This is a genomic window from Actinacidiphila oryziradicis (genome assembly GCF_005047355.1).
Classification (GTDB): Bacteria; Actinomycetota; Actinomycetes; order Streptomycetales; family Streptomycetaceae; genus Actinacidiphila; species Actinacidiphila oryziradicis.
The window spans coordinates 146,071-167,134 of sequence record NZ_SUMC01000006.1 but is presented as its reverse complement, the minus strand read 5'-3'; the positions used below and the strand labels follow the sequence as shown (position 1 = coordinate 167,134).

General features: G+C 71.4%; 13 protein-coding genes. 5 read left to right on the top strand and 8 right to left on the bottom strand.

What is annotated here, in order from left to right:
• Window positions 1-9: 9 nt before the first annotated feature.
• From FCI23_RS08965 to FCI23_RS08950, 4 genes are all read right to left on the bottom strand, one after another.
• The gene (locus tag FCI23_RS08965; RefSeq protein WP_246143568.1) at window positions 10-897 is read right to left on the bottom strand and encodes an ABC transporter permease; all 888 of its coding nucleotides are present in this window, start codon (window positions 895-897) and stop codon (window positions 10-12) included.
• Window positions 894-1,850, bottom strand: coding sequence for an ABC transporter permease (locus tag FCI23_RS08960; protein ID WP_136722935.1), 957 nt, complete (start codon window positions 1,848-1,850; stop codon window positions 894-896). The genes FCI23_RS08965 and FCI23_RS08960 overlap by 4 nt, the downstream gene beginning before the upstream one ends.
• 3 nt (window positions 1,851-1,853) lie before the next feature.
• Complete coding sequence (locus tag FCI23_RS08955) at window positions 1,854-3,326, bottom strand: ABC transporter substrate-binding protein (protein WP_211265254.1); 1,473 nt, start codon at window positions 3,324-3,326, stop codon at window positions 1,854-1,856.
• Between the two features lie 368 nt (window positions 3,327-3,694).
• The gene (locus tag FCI23_RS08950) at window positions 3,695-5,551 is read right to left on the bottom strand and encodes a gamma-glutamyltransferase family protein (protein WP_136722933.1); all 1,857 of its coding nucleotides are present in this window, start codon (window positions 5,549-5,551) and stop codon (window positions 3,695-3,697) included.
• Window positions 5,552-5,771: 220 nt separating this feature from the next.
• On the opposite strand from FCI23_RS08950, the gene FCI23_RS08945 reads away from it, so the two are divergent.
• The 5 genes from FCI23_RS08945 (at window position 5,772) to FCI23_RS08925 (ending at window position 12,039) form a co-directional block, all read left to right on the top strand.
• Window positions 5,772-6,659, top strand: a complete 888-nt coding sequence (locus FCI23_RS08945) for a LysR family transcriptional regulator (RefSeq protein ID WP_136722932.1) — start codon at window positions 5,772-5,774, stop codon at window positions 6,657-6,659.
• Window positions 6,660-6,871: 212 nt separating this feature from the next.
• Window positions 6,872-7,228, top strand: coding sequence for a hypothetical protein (locus tag FCI23_RS08940; protein WP_136722931.1), 357 nt, complete (start codon window positions 6,872-6,874; stop codon window positions 7,226-7,228).
• Window positions 7,225-8,088, top strand: a complete 864-nt coding sequence (locus FCI23_RS08935; protein ID WP_136722930.1) for an FAD binding domain-containing protein — start codon at window positions 7,225-7,227, stop codon at window positions 8,086-8,088. The genes FCI23_RS08940 and FCI23_RS08935 overlap by 4 nt, the downstream gene beginning before the upstream one ends.
• Entirely contained in the window at window positions 8,085-11,063 is a 2,979-nt protein-coding gene (locus tag FCI23_RS08930; RefSeq protein ID WP_211265253.1) for a molybdopterin-dependent oxidoreductase, read from the top strand. Before FCI23_RS08935 ends, FCI23_RS08930 begins: the two co-directional genes overlap by 4 nt.
• Window positions 11,064-11,100: 37 nt before the next feature.
• Complete coding sequence (locus FCI23_RS08925; protein WP_136722928.1) at window positions 11,101-12,039, top strand: NAD(P)-dependent oxidoreductase; 939 nt, start codon at window positions 11,101-11,103, stop codon at window positions 12,037-12,039.
• 191 nt (window positions 12,040-12,230) lie between these two features.
• On the opposite strand, the gene FCI23_RS08920 is transcribed toward FCI23_RS08925, so the two are convergent.
• From FCI23_RS08920 to FCI23_RS08905, 4 genes are read right to left on the bottom strand one after another with little or no spacing between them, the layout of a single operon-like run.
• Window positions 12,231-13,508 carry a TIGR02679 family protein gene (locus FCI23_RS08920; RefSeq protein WP_136722927.1) on the bottom strand — a complete coding sequence of 426 codons (1,278 nt, stop codon included), beginning with the start codon at window positions 13,506-13,508 and terminating at the stop codon, window positions 12,231-12,233.
• A 7-nt stretch (window positions 13,509-13,515) separates the two neighbouring features.
• Complete coding sequence (locus FCI23_RS08915; RefSeq protein WP_246143566.1) at window positions 13,516-17,571, bottom strand: TIGR02680 family protein; 4,056 nt, start codon at window positions 17,569-17,571, stop codon at window positions 13,516-13,518.
• Complete coding sequence (locus FCI23_RS08910) at window positions 17,568-19,028, bottom strand: TIGR02678 family protein (protein WP_136722925.1); 1,461 nt, start codon at window positions 19,026-19,028, stop codon at window positions 17,568-17,570. The genes FCI23_RS08915 and FCI23_RS08910 overlap by 4 nt, the downstream gene beginning before the upstream one ends.
• Window positions 19,025-20,536 carry a TIGR02677 family protein gene (locus FCI23_RS08905; RefSeq protein ID WP_136722924.1) on the bottom strand — a complete coding sequence of 504 codons (1,512 nt, stop codon included), beginning with the start codon at window positions 20,534-20,536 and terminating at the stop codon, window positions 19,025-19,027. The genes FCI23_RS08910 and FCI23_RS08905 overlap by 4 nt, the downstream gene beginning before the upstream one ends.
• Between the last annotated feature and the right edge of the window lie 528 nt (window positions 20,537-21,064).

Genomic DNA, 21,064 nt, shown 5'->3' with positions numbered 1-21,064 from the left:
ACTCAGCCCTCACTTTCCGGTCTTCGGATCGAGCGCGTCCCGCAGGGCGTCGCCGAACAGGTTGAACCCGAGGCAGATCAGCGCGATCGCGATGCCGGGGAAGACCGCCGGCCACGGAGTGCGGAACAGATACTGCTGGGCGTCGGAGAGCATGATGCCCAGGCTCGGGTCCGGGGGCTGGATGCCCAGCCCGAGGAAGGACAGGATGGCTTCGCCGAGCACGGCTGCCGGCATGATCACCGTGGCCTGCACGATGATCGCGGACAAGGCGTTGGGCAGGATGTGCTGCCCGAGGATCCGAAATGCTCCCGCGTCCATGGTGTGCGCGGCGAGCACAAAATCGGTGTCCTTCAACCGCAGGGTCTCGGCGCGGACCACACGGATCATGGTGGGAACGTTGGCTGTGCCCAGCGCGATCGCCGCGTTGCCGAGCCCGCCGCCGTTGATCGCCGCGAGGCCGACCGCGAGGATGAGAAAGGGGAACGCGAGCATGAGATCGGCGAGCCTGGACACCAGAGCGTCCAGTCGGCGCCAGTAGCCCGCGAGCAGTCCGAGCGGCACTCCGACGACGATGGCGAGCAGCACCGACAGCACGCCGACCTCGAACGAAGCACGCGTGCCGTACAGCACCCGGGACAGCACATCCCTGCCGAGGTCATCGGTACCCAGCGCGAAACCGACGGTGTCCGGCTGCTGGAACGGCGTCGAGAAGTGCACCTCGGCCGGCGGGTAGGGCGCGAGCCAGGGCGCGAACACCCCGGCGACGATCACGATCAGCAGCAGCGCGCCGCCGACCAGGCCCATCGGGTTGTGCGACAGCTTGCGCAGCACCCGCCCGCGTACCCGCCCGAGAGCGCCGGCGGAGGCTTCGGCGAGAGTTTCGGCGATTGCGGTCACTGCGCCCTCCCGGACACTCGAATGCGTGGGTCGATGACCGTGTAAAGGAGATCGACCAGCAGATTGATCACGATGTAGGACGCCGTGACGACCAGGACGACGGCCTGGATGACCGGGTAGTCCCGGCTGAGCAGCGAGTCGAGGGTGAGCTTGCCGATGCCGGGCAGGGTGAAGATGCGCTCGGTGACCACCGCGCCGGCGATCAGGCCACCGAGTTGCAGGCCGATGACCGTGGTCACCACGATCAGGCTGTTGCGCAAGCCGTACCGGAAGATCACGGCGCCGCGGCCCAGCCCCTTCGCCCGCGCGGTGCGCACGAAATCGGCGGTGAGGGTCCCGACCATCGCTGCCCGGGTCTGCCGCTGGACGACCGCGGCATGGGTCATCCCGAGGATCACCGCCGGCAGGATCAGGTAGTAGATCCCGCGCAGCGGATCCTGGAAGGGGGAGACGTAACCCGATGCCGGAAACCAGCCCAGCTGCACGGAGAGGTAGAGGATCGCGAGGATGCCGAGCCAGAAGGTCGGCACGGACAGCGCGAGCAGGGAGAAGCCGTTCGCCAGCCACTCGGGCCACCGGCCCCGGAAGACCGCCGCGAGCACGCCCGCCGACATCCCGGCCAGTACGGCGATGACCATCGCGAAGACCGCGAGCTGGATCGTCACCGGCAGCGTCGCGCCGATCATCTGGTCGACCGGCGTACCGGTCCGGACCGAATTGCCGAAGTCACCGGTCAGCGCGTGGCCGGCGAACCGGAAGTACTGCACCGGAAGTGAATCGTTCAGGCCGAGTTGGGCCCGTACCGCCGCGATCGTCGCGGGGTCGGCTCCATCCCCGGCCATCGCCACCGCCGGGTCACCCGGCAGCGCACGCACACCGACGAACACGACGATCGACCCGAGTAGGAGTGTGACGGCGGACTGCCACAGGCGGTGCAACAGGTAGCGCAGCAAGGTTCAGCCCTTCTGTTGTGAGACGAACGCGGCCTTGCCGAGCCGGACCAGGCCGTCGGAGTACACCTCGACGCCGGCGACCCGGGTGGAATACACGGTGATGTTGCGCATCCGGTAGAGGTACACGATGGGGTTCTCCCGCTGAATCAGCTGTACGGCCTGCCCGTACAGCGTGGCCCGTTGTGCGGTGTCGGTGATCTGCGCGGCCCGGGAAAGCAGGTCGTCCAGTTGCGCCGAGGAAAATCCGCCGTAGTTGGAGCTCGCGGACGTGGCAAGGAAACTCGAAGTGTTCGCGTCCGGGTCGATTCGCCCGGACCAGCCGATTTGCATCAGCTCAAAGCCACCGCGCTTGCGCACATCGAGCGAGGTGGCGTATTCGACCGGGACGATGCGCAGATCGAAACCGCCCTCGGCGACGCTGGCCTGTAGCGCCTGCGCATACCGGAGCTCGTCCTGGGAGTTGGCCACCGTGAGAGTCACCTTGAGCGGCACATGGACGCCCGCTTCCTTGAGCAACTGAAGTGAGCGCTTCGGATTGAACGCCGGGCAGGCATTGCTGGCCGCCGAGGCATACGGGGTCGTGGGAGCGATGGGGGAGCACGCAGGTTCGAACCAGTTGTTGAACACGGTGTTGACCAAGGTCTTGCGGTCGACGCTGTAGCCGAAGGCCGCCCGGACTCTGGAGTCCGCGATCGGGGTGTTGATGGTCTTCGGGGGCGTTCCGGCGCCGTCCACATTGCCGGTGTTGAACGTGATTCCCCGGTATCCGAGAAAACCGGACTGGAGCACCTTCAGATTCGGATCCTTGGCCAGCGCGTCGACGTCCTGCGGGGAGATGGTGTCGGCCACCTGGATGTCGCCGGAGCGCAGGTTCGCGGCCCGGATGTTCGCGTCCGTCATGATCCGGTAGGTGATCGTGTCGAGGTGGACGTGGGCGGCGTCGTAGTACAGCGGGTCGCGCTTGACCGTGATGGAGGTCTGCGGGACGCGGTTGACGAACTTGAACGGACCGACGCACACCGGTGAGTTGCCGAAATTGTCGCCCTTCGCGGCCAGCGCGGCCGGCGACATGACCATCCCGGCCCGGTCGGCGAGTGCTGCGGTGATCGGCGCGAACGGGCGCTTGTAGTGGAGCACCACATGGGTCGCGTCGGTTGCCTCGATGCTCTTGATCGGGCCCATTTCGGTGGTGCGCTGCGAAGTCTTCATCGTGAAATCGCGCTGAAGGCTGGTGCGCACGGCGTTCGCGTTGAACGGGGTGCCGTCGGCGAACACGACGCCGGTGCGGACCGGAATCGTCACGGTCAGCCCGTCGCGCGAGATCGTGGGCAGCTGGGTCGCGAGTTGCGGGACGATCCGGCCGCTCGCGTCGAGGTCGTACAGCTTCTCGCAGATCGCGCTCATCACGTTGCGCGTCAACGACGAGCTGGACGTGGTCGGGTCGAGCTGGTCCGGTTCGGCGGACAGGCCCACCACGAGATCACCGCCCGCACGGACCTGTCGGTTTCCTACGGGGGCGCCGTAGACGTCGGTGTGATCGCCGACGACGCCGACGTGCTGTATGGGGACGCAAGAGGTGAGTACTGCCGCGGCCAGGCCGATCGCCGCAAACCGAATCGGGGCACCTCGCGCAAACTTAGAACACCGGAGGAACATGAAACAAACTCCCAGCGCTTCGTTTTATGTGAAGCTCAAGGTAGTTCCTGTGTGCCCGTAGTCGATTGCGGAGAGGTTAAGTACTGTTACGACTTGCATTTATGAAAAGGTGGCACGAATAGCGAATAGAGAACGGCGAATAGCGGCCCGGACCCGGGCCGCTATTCGCCATTCACCCCACCCGTCGGCTATCGCCCAACGGCGTAGCCCTGCATGCCGCGCGGGTTCGCGCCTGCCGACAGGATGCCGGTTTCAGGGTCGCGGGCGACCGCGCAGAGCCGGCCCTCCGACCATGGTTCGCCGACCGTGACCTCGTGCCCGCGGCGTCGGAGTTCGGCAATGGCGAAATCGCCGATTCGCGATTCCACGGTGACGCTTCCCGGCTTCATGACGCGTGGATAGAAAGAACTCGGAAAACTGTCGTTGTGCCAGTTGGGTGCGTCGATCGCACCTTGCAGGTCGAGCCCGCCGCGTACTTTCTCCCGCAATGCGACGGCGAGGAAGAAATGTACGCTCCACTGGTCCTGCTGATCACCACCCGGAGTTCCGAATGCCATGACCGGCTCTCCTTCGCGGAGCGCCATGGACGGTGTGAGCGTGGTGCGCGGGCGCCGCCCGGGGGCCAGGGAATTGGGCAGTCCGGGCTCGAGCCAGGCCATCTGCAATCGGGTGCCCAGCGGGAAGCCGAGGCCGGGCACAGTGGGGTTGGATTGCAGCCAGCCGCCGCTCGGGGTGGCCGCGATCATGTTGCCCCAGCGGTCGACCACGTCCAGGTGACAGGTGTCCCCCCGGGTGGAACCGTCCTTCTCCACCGTCAGTTCACCGGCGTCGGCGGCCGGCTCTCCGGCCGGATGCCCCCAGTGGACCTTCGCCACCGTCGGTTCACCGGCGCCGGCGGCCGGCGGCAGGTCCACCGCGCCGTTGTCGGCGACGTGGCGGGCACGCTTGCTCAGTCGGGGGACCCGGCCGCCGGGGCTGCCCGGCCGCAATTCAAATGAAGCCCGCTCTCCGATGAGGGCGCGCCGGGTGTCGTTGTACTCGGCGGAGAGCAGCGTCTCCAGCGCCACGTCCGCGCTGTCGCCGTACCAGGCCTCACGGTCGGCCATCGTGAGTTTCATGCCCTCGATGAGGGTGTGCACGTAGTCCGGCGTGCCGTAGTCCAGCTCGGTGCCGCGCAGCAGGGCGAGCTGCTGGAGGAACACCGGACCCTGGCTCCACAGACCCGGTTTGGCCACCGTCCAGCCGTTCCAGTCGTAGGTGGCGGGCTCCTCGTAGGTCGCGGAGAACGCGGCGAGGTCCGCGCCGGTGAGGGTACCGGCATGCCGCTCGCCGGATGTGTCCATGGTGGGGCGTGCCGCGAACTCGGCGACAGCCTCGGCGATGAATCCCTCGCGCCACACCCTGCGGGCCGCGTCGATCTGGGTCTCGCGGCCGGAGCCCGCCGCTTCGGCTTCCGCGATGACCCGCCGCCAGGTGCCGGCCAGCGCCGGATTCTGCAGCAGGGCGCCGGGGGCGGGCGATTTGCCGTCGCGGAGATAGAGCTCGGCCGACGTTGTCCACTCGGTTTCGAAGAGCTCCCGCACCGTTTCGACGGCTGCCCCGATGCGCTCGACGGCGGGGTGCCCGTGCTCGGCGTAACCGATGGCGTACTTCAGCACGTCGGAAAGCCGCTTGGTTCCGTGATCGCGCAGCAGCAGCATCCAGGCGTCGAACGCACCGGGCACGGCGGCTGCCAGCGGACCGGTGCCGGGGACAAGGTCCAGGCCGAGTGAGGTGTAGTGCTCGATGCTCGCTCCGGCGGGCGCCGGGCCCTGTCCGCAAAGGACCTGGGGGCGATGGCCGGCCGGGGCCAGGATCATCGGCACTTCGCCCCCGGGTCCGTTCAGGTGCGGTTCGACGACGTGCAGCACGAAAGCGGCGGCGACCGCCGCGTCGAAGGCGTTGCCGTCGTCCTCCAGTACCGCCATGGCCGTCGAGGAGGCGAGCCAGTGGGTGGAGGACACCATGCCGTGGATGCCTTGCAGGGTCGGTCGGGTGGTGAACAACTTGGTCCTTTCCGTTCACGTTCTCAGTGCTGTCCAAGAACGCGCGACAGCTTCCCCGGGCGCGTTCCTCGACTCACCTCACGCAGGTCCCACCAGTTCTAGAACGATCTTTTAGGAAGTAAACACCCGCCGCTACTTTGCGTCCAAGACATCTATGACACCATTCAGATAGCCAATCGCTATCAATCCCTATCGCTATCGATCAGTTCGTGAGGACTCCATGGAACGCCGCCAGCTCGAGTACTTCGTGGCTGTCGTGGAGCAGGGCGGTTTCACCCACGCCGCACGGTCGCTGCGCGTCGCCCAGCCGTCGCTGTCGCGTGCGATCCAGAAACTCGAACGCGACCTCGGGGTCACGCTCTTCCACCGGGTCGGCCGCAACGTCGTGCTCAGCAACGCCGGGGAGATGCTGGCCGACAGGGCGAGGCTCGTGCTCCGCGATCTCGACGCCCTGCGTGCCGCGGCGCGGTCGATCGGCCATGGAACGGTGGGCAGGGTGGATGTCGCGGCGACGTCATCCTCGGCGCTGGAGCCCGTGACGAGCGTTGTCGCCGAACTCCGCGAGCGTCATCCGGGTGTCACGGTCAGCACCTCGTCCGCCCTGTCGGCGGCCGAAGTGATCGCCATGGTGCTCCAGGGCCGCTGCGAGGTCGGGGTCTCCGGCAGCGCCGAGCGCCCCACCGGCCAGGGGCTGGTCGCACATCACCTGCGAGACGAAGAGTTCCTGCTCGTAGTGCCACCGAACACGATGGCGGACACCGGGCCCACGGTGACTCCCGAGGCGCTGCGCGGCATGCGGTTCGTGGTGACCAAGCCGGCGACGGCGGTCCGCGCCCTGTTCGACCGGCTCGCCGCCACCGTCGGCGATATGACCATCGCGGCGGAGGTCGGTGACCGGAGCGTGGTCCTGCCCATGGTGCTCAAGGGAATCGGGGCCGGCCTGATGCCGGACGGCTGGGCTGATCTCGCCAGGCGGGCCGGTGCGGAGGTCTACCGGTTCTCGCCCGCGGAAACACTTCCGCAGTGGCTCATATACCGGGGTGGCCCCGTCACCGCCGCGACCCAGGCCTTCATCGACACCACGTTGGCCGCCAGAGACGGCCAGTGACCGGTGATGCCTCCGAGGGGGGCGGCATGGGCTTCCATGCCTTGGCCGACGCGCTCCCGCACGGGGCGGGCCCCCGGCCCGGTCCACTCAAGCGGGATCTATGCTCATAGAAAATGCGTCCGAGTGACGCGACACAAAACTCAACCGCCATGAGGCACGAACCGCACACTGCCCTGAGTATCGGCACGGTGCGCGGGGCACGGAGGTCGGAAATGTTCGGACTCACGACTCGCTGGTCCCTGGCCGGCACCGGGTCGGACGTCAGTGATCGGCTGCGGGAGTACGTAGGCAAGGAGTCGCAGCCGAGGTTCACCGGTCGGCCCGGGCTGATCGAGAAAATCTGGACCATGCAGCCCGGGGGATTCTTCGCCGGCAACTACCTGTGGGCCACGGAGCAGGCACGAAGCGAGTTCGTGGCATCGCTGGCCACGACACCCTCGAAGGTCACCGAGATCGTCGGCCACGGCCCCGACATCATCGTGGAGTTCGAGGTCATCGCTGTCGCCGAAGGCGGCGAGGGCATGGCCGGCATCACCGAGCTGGGCACCGCCTTCCGCGCCTCGGCATGAAACCGGCACCATTCGACTACACGCGCCCGCGCCACCTGGCCGAGCTGCTCGGCACGCTGGTCGATGGTGATGTGCTCCTCGCCGGTGGACAGAGCCTGCTGCCTGAACTGAACGAGCGGAAGCGCAGCCCGCGGCGGCTCGTCGACATCAACGGGATCGGCGGGTTGCAACGCCTCGACGTCCGGCCGGACACTGTCGTGCTGGGTGCGCTCACCCGCCACCAGACTCTGGCCGACAGTCCGGAAGTGCGTGCTGCGGTCCCGGTGCTGTCGTGCGCGGCGGCCCGCGTCGGACACGCGGCGGTGCGCACCCGCGGCACCCTTGGTGGCAGCATCGCCAATGCCGACCCGGCCGCCGAGCTGCCCGGCATCGGCGTACTGCTGGGCGCTTCGGCGCAACTGCGCTCGCCGGACAGCTCCCGCACGGTCGGCGTCGGGGAACTGCTGCACCCGAGGGCGATCGGGGAGCAGGAGGTGATCGTCGCCATCGAGCTGCCCCGCATGACTGGCCGGGACGGATGGGGTTTCCGGGAGGTGAGCCGGCCGGGCGCCTACGCCTTTCCGCTGGTGACCGTCGCGGCCACGCTGAGGCTGGCGGTCGACGGCACGGTGTCGGCGCTGCGGGCCGCTGTGACCGGGGCCGCCCCCGTGCCCTACGCCCTGGGCGACGCCGCCGGTGAACTGATCGGCCGGAGACCTGACCAGGAGTGGTTCGGCGTGGTCGCCGACCTCCTCGTAGGGCGCGCCGACCCTGTGACCGACCTGTACGCGAGTGCGGCCTATCGCCGTCGGCTGATCCGTCACCTGACCCATGGGGTGCTGGCGGACGCCCTCCAGCGCGCCCGGGAGGCGATGTCGTGACCGGCGTGGGGATCAACGTCAATGGCCGAAAGTACGGACTCGAAGTCGAACCGCGCACTCTGCTGTCCGATGCGCTGCGTGACGGCTGCGGCCTGACCGGCACGCATGTCGGCTGCGAGCACGGTGTGTGCGGGGCGTGCACGGTGCTGATCGAGGGCCGGCCGGTCCGCTCGTGTCTGATGCTCGCCGTTCAGGCCGACGGGCAGGACGTCACCACCGTTGAAGGGCTGGCCGGAGCGGACGGGCTGAACCCGTTGCAGGAAGCCTTCCGCGCCGAACACGGCCTGCAGTGCGGGTTCTGCACACCTGGGATCCTGGTCACCCTGACCGCCCATCTGGCCGATCACCCGGATGCGACCGAGGCGGAACTGCGCCACGCGGTGTCCGGGAACCTGTGCCGGTGCACGGGCTATCAGAACGTCATCGCGGCCGCGGTGCGCGCCGCGCGGTCGGCATCCGCGCGTTCGGCATCCGTGCGGTCGGCATCCGCGCGGCCGGACGAAACCGAACCGACGGCGACCGGTCCCGGCGAAACCAACACGGCGCCCACCGGACCGGCGGCCACCGGACCGGTCGGAACCGAACCGGCGACCAGCGGGCCGCTGGGGGCGGCGATCACCCGGCGCGAGGACCATCGGCTGCTCAGCGGCACCGCGACCTTCGTCGATGACATCGCGCTGCCCGGCGCGCTGCACACCCATTTCGTGCGCAGCCCGCACGCCCACGCGTCCATCGTCACCATCGACGCCTCGGCCGCTCGTGGAATCCAGGGCGTCGTCGGAGTGTTCACCGGCGCGGATCTGGCCGCCTGGACCGTTCCGCTGCGGATCGCCCCGCCGATCGACGGCCTGGTCCCGTTGGAGACCGAATCACTGCCGACGGCCAAGGTGCGCTTCGTCGGCGACCCGGTCGCGGTCGTGGTGGCCGACAGCCGGTACACGGCGGAGGACGCGGCCGCACTGGTCAGGGTCGAGTACGAACTGCTCCAACCCGCGCTCGACCTGGCGGCGAGCCTGGAGGGTCTCGCGCCCCTGGTCGACGAGACGGTGGACTCCAACGTCGTGTTCCGCGAGCACTTCTCCGCGGGGGATGCGGCGACCGCCTTCGCCGGGGCGCACCGGGTGGTCCGGACCCGGTTCTCCCACCAGCGGATGACCCACGCTCCGATGGAGACACGGGGCTGCGCGGCGGTCTGGGACGCGGGCCGCGCCGAGCTGACCATGTACACCGGCACGCAGGTGCCGCACCCATATCGCACGCAGCTGGCCGCGCGCCTCCGGCTGGCCGAGCATCAGGTCCGGGTGATCGTGCAGGATGTTGGAGGTTCCTTCGGGCAGAAGCTCATTGTGCACCGGGAGGAACTGGCGGTGGCCGCCCTCGCCCGCCACCTGGACCGCCCGGTGCGTTGGCGGGAGGACCGCGTTGAGAACCTGACCGCTGCCCTGTCGGCCCGTGAGGACTCCGCCGAAGTGGAGACCGCGGTCACCGCCGACGGCCGGATCCTCGCCATGCGGGCCCATCTGACCAGCGATTTCGGTGCCTACGCGCTCTTCCCCGCGAACTACATGCTGCGGGTCGTCGCGATGATGATGCCGAACGCCTACCGGTTGGCCGACTACGAGTACGACATGACCGTGGTGCTGTCCAACAAGATCCCGGCTTCTCCGATGCGGGCGCCCATGGCGATCTGCACCTGGGTCACCGAGGGCACCATCGACGCGATCGCCCGGGATCTGGGCCTGGATCCGGTCGAGGTACGCGAGCGCAACATGCTCCGCGAATCCGAGTTGCCCTATGTCACCGCGGTTGGCGAGACCTACGAGGAGATCACTCCGTACCGGACCTACCGGACCGCGCTGGATGCCTACGGCTACGCCGAGTTCCGCCGGCGGCAGCGCGCCGATCGCAAGGCCGGGATCTACCGCGGCCTGGGAATCGCCTGCCTCGTGGAGCCGACGACCTACGGGTCGGCGTTCTACCGCGCGGCCGGCATTCCCGGCTCGGGGCACGAGTCGGCCTGGGTCCGGATCGACCCGAGCGGTGCCGTGGTGGCCTCGGTGGGCATCGCCCCGGCCGGCCAGGGACACGAGACGACCATCGCGCAGGCGGTCGCGGCAGGGCTGGGCGTGCGGCCCGAGGACGTGGCCGTACGGCTGGGCGACACCGAGGTCGCTCCGTACGGGATGGGAACCCGGGGCGCCCGCAGCGGCACGGCCGGTGGTGGTGCCGCACTGCTCGCGGCGCAGCGCCTGAAGGACAAGGTGCTGGCCATCGCGCGGGAGCAGCTGGGTATCTCCGGCGCCCTCGGAAGCGGCGCCGCGGACGAGTCCGGGCTGGACGTCCGCGACGGCGAGATCGTGCGGGCCAAGGACGGCGGCGTCGTCGGCACGGGCGTCGCCCTCGTCGACATCGCCCGTACCGCCTACCTCGACCCGCTGTCGCTGCCCCCGGGAATGGAGCCGGGGCTGGTCGCGCACCTGGCCTATGACCCGCCGCCGATGACCTATTCCAACGCCGCCCACCTGTGTGAGGTCGTCGTCGACCCCGTCACCGGCCAGGTGCGCATCGAGCGCTATCTGGTCGCGGAGGACGCCGGCACCATGATCAACCCGAAGGTGGTCGAGGGACAGATCCACGGCGCGGTCATGCTCGGCACAGGCGGCGTGCTCTACGAGGGCGTGTCCTACGACGCCGAGGGCAACAACCTCACACCGACATTCCGCGACTATGTGCTGCCCTCGGCACAGGAGGCGCCGCGGATCGAGGTGCTGCACTGCGGCACACCCAGCTCGCGTACTCCGGGTGGGATGAAAGGCATGAGCGAGGGCGGGGTGATGGGCTCTATCGCCGCGGTGACCGCGGCGGTCAACGACGCGATCGCGCCGTTCGGCCTGGTCATGGAAGACCTTCCGATCACCGCCCCCCGGCTGTCGGACCTACTGGCCGGCCGCACCGCTGCGCTGCCCACCGAATGATCCATCCCACCCGTCCCCCGGAAAAGGACCGAATGCCATGCCTGCGTCCACTGCACTTCCCCGTTCCGTCGCCGTCGTCGGACTCGGCGCCATGGGCGCACCGATGGCCCGAGTCCTGCTCGATGCCGGCTTTGACGTCGCCGTGGTTCCGCACCGGCGGCGCGAGGCCGCCGAGGCGCTGGCGGACAAGGGCGCGAAGATCGTCGACAGTGTGGCGGCCGCGGCCCGCGACGCCGACGTCGTCATCGCCCTCGTGCCGGACCTGCCGCAGCTGCTGGAACTCGCCGAAGGCCCGAGCGGGCTGGTGCAGGGCAGCCATGAGGGTCTCACCCTGCTCAATATGAGCACGGTGTCGCCGGACGGCGTCACCGCGCTCGCTGACCGGCTCGCAGCGGCGGGCATCCGGATGGTGGACGCCCCGATCAGCGGTGGCCCGGTCCGCGCGGCCGACGGCACCCTCACCATCATGGTCGGCGGCACCGACAGCGACATCGACCACGTGTCCGGCCTGCTCGACGCCCTCGGCCGGAACATCTTCCGCACCGGTCCGCTGGGCACCAGCCAGGTCGCCAAGCTGTGCAACAACATCCTGACCGCGACGATCATGGTTGCCAACTCCGAGGCACTCACCTTGGGCGCGAAGGCCGGGCTGGACCCGGCGCAGCTGCGGGAAATCGTGCTCGCCTCGTCGGGCGGCAGCACCGTGCTGGACACCTGGGTCCCGCGCAACCTGCTGCGCGACGTCTACGAGCCGGGGTTCGCCCTGCGTCTGATGTACAAGGACGCCGGCCTGGCCCGCGACCTGGCACGCCAGTCCGGTGTGCCGATGCCGCTGGCGAATCTGGCGCACGAGCTGTACGGCTTCTGCATGCAGGGTCCAGGCGCGGACCAAGACTATTCGTTCGTCAGCACGCTCTTCCAGGATGCCGCCGATGTCACCGTGGCCACCGGCCGCCCGCGGAGCCAACCGGAATAACCGGGTCATCCGGCCTCCCGGCCGCGCGCGACCGGGAGGCAACGGGGTCCCCGGCCCGCACGCCCCTCCTCCGGGCCGGGCCGGGCCGGGCCAGGGCCCGATCAACCGGTTGTGGCGGTGGCCTCCGGGTCGTCTGCGTTCGGATCCCTGTGAAAAATCACAGCAGTTGGCGCGGGGCTGCCTTCGCCTGCTCAGGAACTATGCCAAGGAGGCGTGGCGACGGCGAGGTCCGCGAGGAGCGCGGGGAGCAGGCGCTCCTCCATGACGGCGCGTCCCTCTCCGGCCATCAGCCCGGCGAGTTCCGGTTCCCAGGGGCTGGGGGCCGCGGCTCCGACGAGCGGGGTGGAGTCGCCCGCCGTGAGGGCGGTGCGGTAGTCGGCGACGGCCATCCGCCAGGGGCTCGCTCCTCCGGCGGCGAGGGCCGCACCGACGATCCGCAGACCGGTCCAGTCGAAGTCGGCCCGCACCCGCAGCCGCGCCCCGGCGTGCACGGCGGCGTCGAGGAGGCGCCGGCAGGCCGCCGAGGGCACACCTTCCGTACACACCAGCGGAGCGCTGTCCGGGCCCAGTTCCGCAGCGGCGGCGCGCAGCACCGCGGGGTTCTCGCAGACGAAGACCTCGCGCGCGGCGAGGGCGGGCGGATACGCGGTGAGTTGATGCAGCGTCAGCCGGAAGGGGATACCGAAGTCGGCCGCGTCGTCGAGCCAGTGAGCGACCACGTGGTCGCGGGAGGCACGCAGATTCAGCACCAGGACCTGACTGGCCAGGTCGTCCGCGACGGCGCCGAAACGCTCCCACAGCAGCCGCTGACCGACCCGGTCGCGGGGCAGGTCCGACTCCGCGCGCAGGGCCAGGGCACGCAGCACCAGCGAGGCCAGGGGAGCGCCCGCGACCAAAGCCTTGGTGTCGCCGGTGGTCCACTCGGCGAGCACGGGCAGCGGGAGCGGCGGCCGGTGCTCGGGCACCGGAAGCCGGTCCAGGACGGCGACGGCCCAGGGCACGAGCCGTGCGTCGCCCCGGCGCAGCAGCCGGGTGAGCGTCCCGTCCCCGGTGATCGCCTCCGTCCAGGTGGCGTACCAGGATTCGCCGGCGTGGCGGCCGGCGTCCAAGGCGGCGCGAAGTCGGTCGCGCTGCTCCGCTTCTGCCTGCCGTTCGCCGGGCCGGTCGCGCAGCGGTCCGTGCAGCCAGGCCAGTACCGTGGCCAATGACCGGCCGTGCATCTCGCGCAGGGCGGCGTCCAGGGCGGCCAGGTCCACGGTCAGGCGTTTGACGCTCTCGGGCCGGTACTGGCCGGTGACGCCGATCACGACCCGGCGCTCGGCCTCGCTGGGGCCGGTGAGGCCGACTGCGCCCTCCAGCAGCCCGCCGGTGCGCTCCAGCCGGCGCCGGGCGGCGGCGAGCAACCGCTGCCAGCCCTCGCCACGCAGTTCCTCGAGGGCAGAGCCGGGGTCTGCCTGTCGCCCGGTCATGCCGCGGTCATGCCGCGACCGGGCGGCGGCGGGTGCCCGGCGAGCCGAGGGCTACGGTCAGTTCGCCCGCGTCGTCGGCGAGCAGCCGGGAGCCGTCCCAGACCAGCAGCAGTGCGCTGACGGTGTGCTCGATCGGGGAATGCGCCAGGTCGTAGTGTGCGGCGGCAGGCACGGCGGCTTGGGCCGCCCACAGGTCGTAGCCGGTCATGAAGAGGTCCAGGTCGAACTGGGCGGCCAGGCTCATCAGTTCGCCGCGCCCGGTGTCGTCCACCCCGGCGAAGGCCTCGTCCAGGGCGAGCAGCCGGGGTGCGTGCGGGTGAGCGGAGTTCAGCATGGCGTGGGCGGCGGCGAACAGCGGCAGGTGCAGCGACACCGACTGCTCCCCGCCGGACAGGCGGCTGTGCCGGGCACGGGTCAGCCGCTCCTCGGCTCCGCCGGGGCGCACCAACTGGAAGACGAACTGCCGCCAGCTGCGGTAGTCCAGCACCTCCGCGAGCAGTTCCCGGTAGGGACGGTCGCGCCAGCGGGCCCGGGCGTTCTTGATCTGGGTGGCGAAGTGGGCGCGCATCCGGGCGAGGGAGTCGGGGCCGAGCCGGGTCGCGTCGGCGTCGAGCAGGGCGCAGACGGCTCGCTGCTCCTCGTCGAGGTTGTCGGCAAGGAGCCAGCTGACGCCGACGGTGGTCCCGGACGACATCTTCCGGGAGCGCATCTCGGCGTTCATCCGGTGGATGAGGTCGCGGGCGTCCACGGTACGGTCGTGGATCTGCTGGGCGAGCCGGGTGAGCAGGGCGTCCTCCAGGATGCGCTGCTCGGAGTCGGTGAGCAGCTGCTGCTGGTCGCGGCGGGCGGCGGCGATCCGGGCGGCGAACGCGCCGACCGGCAGCGGGCCCTGCTCGTCGGCGATGCGTACGACGATGACGCCGTCCGCGCCGTCCCACTCGGGACGGTAGTCCTGTCCGGCGGAACCGAGCTGCGCCTGGAGGTCGTCGAGGGCCTTGGTGAGGCGGGTGGTGGACTGCTTGAGTGAGGTCTCGGTGGGGGTGAGTTCCCGGGTCGCGGCCAGGATCGCCTCGTGGACCGCGGTGACGGCGGCGGGCAGTTCCTCGGCGGCCCAGTCGGCTTCCTGTCCGGGCCAGACGAGACCCGGCGGGCACTTGAGGACGTCCAGCAGTTCCCGTTGTGCGTAGGGGGCGAGTCCGCGGGCGGTTTCGCGTTCCTCGGCGGCGGCGACGGCGTGGGCCTCGCGGGCGGCAGTGAGCCGCGCTCCGGCAGCGGCGGCCTCGGTGAGGGCGGTGCGCTCGGCGGCGCGGGCCGCCTCCGACTCGGCGGCAGCGTCTGCGAGACCCGCCTCGGCCTCCTGGACCTGGGCGAGGACCTGCTGGGCGTCCGCGCCGACAGCGCTCTGCAGGGCGTCGAGCTTGGCGGCCTCCTCGGTGTGCCGGCGGCGGGCGGCGCGCTCGGCGGCGGCGGCGGTCTCCTCGTCCTCGGCGCAGTCGCCGAGGCGGATGTCGGCCGCGGCAGCGGCCTCGCGCTGGCGGTCCTCCTCGCGGCGCTGCCCGGCGAGGGTGCCGGCGGCGGCGGCGAAGCGGTGCACGGCGGCTTCGACTGCGTCGGCGGCGGCCGGGTCGAGGCGGTGCTCGGCAGCGGTGCGGCGCAGCGCGCGCTCAAGGACCCCGGTTGCGGCGACGGACTCGTCGTAGCCGGCCTGGGTCTGGTCGGCGGCCTCGCGGATGGCGCGCAGCCGGGCGTCGGCGCGGGCCAGTTCGCCGAGCGCGGCGGTGATCGGGCCGGTGCGTGGCAGCGCGGCGCGGGCGGTGTCGAGTTCGGCGAGCGCGTCCGCGCAGCGCGCCGCCTCGGCCTCCTGCTCGCTGAGACGGGCGTCGAGGGCGGCGAGGCGGGTGTCGCAGTCGGCGAGGCGGGCGGCGCGGCGGCGGGCGCGGGCCGTCGCGCCGATGTACTCGGCGCGCGGTTTGCGGTGCGCTCCGCTCTGGACGCCCTGGGAGTAGCGGCCGTCGGGGGCCACGAGGGGGAATTGCAGCGCGGCGGGGTGGGCGGCGGGGTCGCCCACGGTGGCGACGGAACGCAGGATCGCCGCGATGCGCTGGGCGGGGACGGCGGTGTCCTCTTCGGGGAGGAGCACATCGGCGAGGCTGGCGCCGGGCGCGGGAGGGCCGGGGCGCAGGTAGGCGTCGCTGTCGCCGGGCGCGAGGGGCTGCTCCTCGGGGGTGATCCAGGAGTCGAGGAGCCCGGCGGCCTCCAGGGCGGCTTCCAGGCCGGCGGCCTGATCGTCCGTCAGCTGGTCGGCGAAGCGTACGAGTTGCCAGAGCGGCGCGCCGGTACGGCCGTCGCGGGGGGCGGTGCGGGCTGGATGCGCGGGAGGGGCGTCGTCGTGCTCGGCGGCGATCCGGGCGCGTTCGGCGGCGGTCTGTTCGCGCTCGGCGGCCGTGCGGGTGCGTTCGGCGCGCAGCTCGGCCTGGCGGTCGCGCAGTTCGTCAGCGCGCTCGGTGGTGGCGGAGGTGAAGACGGCGGCGAGGGCGGGGGCGTCCGGCTCTCCCACGGCGGCCAGGGCTTCCGCGAGCTCCTCGGCGGCGCCTTCGGGCAGCAGGGCGTGGTGGCGCGCGGTCCAGGTGCCGAGTTCGGCGGCGGCGCGGTCGCGGGCGGCTTCGACGCTTTCGGCGGCGGCGCGCTCGGCCTGCTCGGCCTCCTCCACGGCGGCCAGGGCCCGGTCGAGGGCGAGTCGGGCGAGGTCGCGGGCCTGTTCGGCGCTGCGGTGCGCGGCCTGGGCGGCCCGGACCGCGCGGACGGCCTCGGTGCGCTCGGCGGCTCGCGCGCCCGCGCGGTCGGCGAGGCCGCCGGGTTCGGCGTCGGCGGCCTGCCAGCGGACGCCTGCCGCGGTGGCGTGGTCGGTGAGCTCGGCCGCGGTACGGGATACGGTGGCGGCGAGCTCGGAGAGCAGTGCCTCGGCGCGCTCCAGGTCGGCGCGGGCGCGGCTGGTGGCGGCGGCGCGGCGGGCGTGCTCCTCGGCGGCGGACCGGGCGTTCTGCTCACAGGTGCGCACCAGCCGTTCCAGGTCGGCGAGCTGTTCCAGGGCCTGGTAGGCGGCACTGGACTTGAGCTGGTCGAGGCGGGCCCGCAGCGCGGCGAGGGCGTTGTCGGCGGTCTCCAGCCGGGTCGCGGCGACGGCCTGGCGCTCTTCGGCGGCGGCGAGCCCAGCGGCTGCCTCGGTGACGGCGGTGCGGCGGGCTTCGGTGCCGGTACGTCGGCGGGTGAGCGCGTCGGAGGCCCAGCGGGCGTGCACCCGCAGGTAGGTGGTGTAGCTGGCGAGGAAGGCGCCGGTGGCCTCGTCGGCGGCGGCCAGGCCTTCCAGGGTGCGCTGTACGGCCTCCATGTCGTCGAAGGACCGGGCGGCCTCGGCGACCAGATCGTCGTCGACGGGGCGCAGGCCTCCGGTGAGGGTGTCGGAGAGCTTCGCCGGGTCGAGGTTCTTGGCGAGCTGCGGCCGGCGCAGCGTCAGGATCAGGGTGAGCAGTTGCTCGTAGCGTTCCCGGCCGAGGCCGAACAGGCGCTGGTCGATCGCGGTGCGGTAGTCGGCGGCGGACGTGTGCAGGCACTCCTCGCCGATCTCGGCGGTGAGCTGCTTCTTCGTCATCGGCCGGTCGTCGTCGGTGAGCAGGGAGAAGTCCTCGCCGACCCGGCCGTCGGTGACGAAGTGCCAGCGGGCGGGCTGGTCGCGGTGGCGCTGGGCGTGCAGTCCGATGCCGACGGTGACGGCGTGCCCGGTGTCGCGGTGCCGCAGTTCCAGCCAGACGTAGCCGAGTGCGCTGTCCTGCCCCCGGAAGAGCAGGTTGGACTTCATGGTGCGGTCCTCGGCGGCGAAGGGGTTGAGCCGCTTGGGGTCGATCCGGCCGTCGAGGACGAAGGGGAAGAGGACTTCCAGGGCCTTGGTCTTGCCGGAGCCGTTGGGGCCGCGCAGAATCAGCCAGCCGCCCGCGAAGGAGAACTCCTCGTCGCGGTAGTCCCACAGGTTGACGATGCCGGCGCGGGTGGGGACGTAGCGGGTCACGGGGTCAGGTCCTCGGATCGGGTCGCGGTGCCGGGCTCGCTGCCGGGCGCGGTGTCGGACAGTGTCGGCTGGGCGGCCGGGGCTGCGGCTGCCGCCTTGGGCCGGGTTTTGACCTGCGCGGTGACGCCCCGGTAACGGCCGAGCAGCGGCAGTGCGAGCACCCCGCCGTCGACGGGGGCGACCAGCCGCAGCGAGCCGAGCAGAGCGATCGCGCGGGCGGTGAGCCGGTCGGGGTCGTCGCGCAGCTCCGCGGACATGCCTTGGCCGTACGTGGCGACGAGGCGTTTCATCGCGCCACGGAGCCAGGCGTCGGTGACGAACGGATACGCCGCTTCGTCGGCCGGTCCCGACGCCTCATCGCCTTCCGCGCTTTCCGTACCTTCCGTCTCCGGTACGGGAGCCGGCGCGGGCTCGGCGATCTCGGCGAACAGCCCGCGCTCGGGCAGGGCGCTGTCGATCCGGGCGGCGGCCGCGGCCCGCCGTTCGACGGCGGTGGCCGCGGGCAACCGCTCGGTGCGCGGCTTGGCGCCCTGCTCGGCGATCCTGGCGGCAAGCAGCAGCGCGGCCTGGGCGACAGTGCCTCCGGCCGGGAAACGGAGGTCGGAAAGCCGCCCGGAGGTGTCGATGAGGGCGACGCCTTCGGCGCGGCGTTCCAGGGCGAGGCCGGTGAGGCGTTCCAGGTCTTCGGCGAGGGCGGGTGAGCGCAGCTGCCCGCGCAGCGCCTCGTCCACGTCGTCGTAGTAGACGGCGGGCTGCTCCAGGACGAGGCGGCGGGCCCGGCGGGCGGCGGTGCGGCGCTGGGTCTCGCGTCCCTGGGCGAAACCGGCGGGGGTGTCCTGGTCGAGCAGGTCGGTCACGGAGCCGAGGTGCTGCAGCACCCTGCGGGGCCGGTAGAGCGCGCCGGTGACCTCGCGGTCGATGTCGTAGAGCGCTTCGGCGCGATCGGGGTCGTTGACCCAGGCGGCTGCGGAGCCGTCGGCGGTGCGCAGCGCGCCGCGCGCCTCCAGCCAGGCGACAGCGTCCACGAAGGCGTCCCGGTCGGGCTTGCGCTCGGTGTCCATACCGAGCCCGTCGACGCGGGCGGCGTCGGCGGCGACCGCGTCCGCGAGCTCGCCCAGCGCGATCTGGGCGCCGGAGCGGCCGAGCGCGGCCAGGGTGAGCACCAGGTAGGCATAGCGGCGGCGGTCAAAGGGCCGCTCGCCCCGGGTCAACGCGGGCTGGGTGGCGTCCAGTTCGTCCTGGACCCGTAGCAGGCGGGCGGTGTCGGCGGTGGTGATCAGCCGGTAGCCGAGCGCCTCGGGCAGGTCCGCGCGCAATTGCTCGGCCCAGCGCCGGACCAGCGGCAGAGCCCCCGCGTCGGGCCACACCTTGGTGACCAGGGGGTGGCGCAGGACCAGCCGGACGGCCTTCTGGTAGTCGGCGAGTTCCAGCGGGCCGACGGCCTCGGCGACCCTCATGCGGTGACCTCCAGACGCAGGCCGTCCAGGTGGAGCCGGCCCCGTACGGTGTGCACGGTCGTGGACCCGGCGGCGGGTCGCAGGGTCAGGCGTACGCCGTGGGCTCCGGCGGCAGCGACACCCCGGCTGACCGGGACACGGGCGGACAGGGCGAGGTCGAGCAGGCCGAGCAGGGCCTGGGTCTCGGGCTCGTCGAGGACTCTCCCGTACACGCCGTCTCCAGCCAGTGAGCCGGCCGCGCTGCGGGCCTGCGCCTGCTCCTTGAGCTGCTGGGCGCGCAACTGCTGACGCTGCGCGTCGTTGCGTTCGATCCGGCCGGGGCCGTGCAGGGCGGGGGCGCGTCCGGACTGGACCAGGGTGCGGGCGAGCACCACCGGTTCGGCCTCCCACCATGAGAGCCGGTTGGGGATCAGCTCCGGGTCCTCGTAGGGGACGGCGATGTGCCGGGGCGAGCCCAGGTCGAAGGCGACGCGGAACAGCGCGTGGGCGTCGGCGTCGCTGGGGCAGGAGGTGAACCACTGGGCGAGGTGCCGCAGTTGGCTCTCCCGGCTGACTCCGCCCTTGCGTGACTCGGTGACCCGGCGCAGCAGCGCCAGGACGCCCGAGATGGCGGTGACGGTGGCGGACTGCAGACGCTCGCTCTCGCTGTGCTCGCCCTCGGCGAACCAGTGCACCAGGCCGGACCAGCGCTGCCGCCAGTCCTCCAGCCGCTCCGCCGGGCGGCGGAAGAGCCGTTCGTCGGCCTCGGCCGCGTGGTCGATGAGGCGGTCCACGCCGGTGTCGGCGACCTCCTGCACCGCGGCGGCCAGCAGCGGGGCGTAGCGGGCGAGTTCCGCGGTGAACTCGCGCATGTGCGAGAGCAGCGCGTCCTTGTGTGCGAGGAACACCTCGGGGCGGGCGTCGTTGGTGCGGGCGAGGTCACCGAGCATCAGGTAGAAGCGGGCCGAGCGCTGGGCCATGTCGGTGAGGACACCGTCGAGGCGGGACAGCTTGCGGTAGACCTCCTCGGCGTCGCCGTCAACGTTGGCTCGGGCCAGGGCGCGCAGGTCGGCGAGGATGTCGGGGAAGACCAGGCGGGACAGCTGGGCGTCCTCCAGGGTCGCGCCGAGCACCTCCTCGACGGCACGGAAGGCGCGGTAGCCGGCCTGGGTGAACTGGTAGACGTAGTGCCGGTTGCGGTACTCGGCGAGGTTGGCGGCGCGGGTGCCGTCGTAGCTACGGTCCAGCAGCTTCCAGTCGGCGAGCGCGTCCAGCAGCGGCTGCACCTCGCCGACCGCGTGGGCGGCGGGGTGCTCGGCGGCGAGTTGGGCGAGCAGGTCGCGGGCGTCGGAGGCGTGCAGCAGCACCTGGTAGTTGGCGCGGCCGCGGTCGAAGGCGCGCAGCAGCCACAGGTAGTCGTGGCGTTTCTCGGCGGCTGCGAAGTGGAACAGCCGCAGCCGGTCGTCCAGGGTGAAGGCGTCGATGCCGAACGCGCCGGCGTTCGGCTCCTCTCCCAGGTCCGCTGCCATGGACGGGCCGTCGGTCACTGCTCTCCCCCGGCTGCTGTTCAACTCGGTTCCGGTACGGCTGACCATTGTGTCAAAAGCCGGGGCCCGGTATGGACGGGCCCGGGACTTCACTCCGAGCGTATCCACATAAGCACGACCGGATGATACAATCCCGGCGCAACGGACATCCGACGTATGAGCACCGTCCTGGCCGCGGCTTGCCCGCACAACGCCGAAGTGGGCTCACATAACCCTCCGGCACCGCCTCCGGCCGAGCAGACCATGGCCCTCAGCGTGCTCACCGGCGTACGGCCGGTGATCGAGACGCGCCCCCGGACCAGGCCGACGACACCTTCCAGCACATGCTCGCGGCCGGGCCCGCCTTCCGTATGGTCCTCACCACCAGAAACGGAAGGCCATTGACCAGAGCCTGCCCTGAAGACGCCGGGTCGGACACTGGCAGACTCGCGTGCCTATGGCCAGCCGTTCCGCCGGAGGCAAGTATGCTGCCCGCCGTACCGCCACGCCCGGAGCGTCCCGACACGGGCG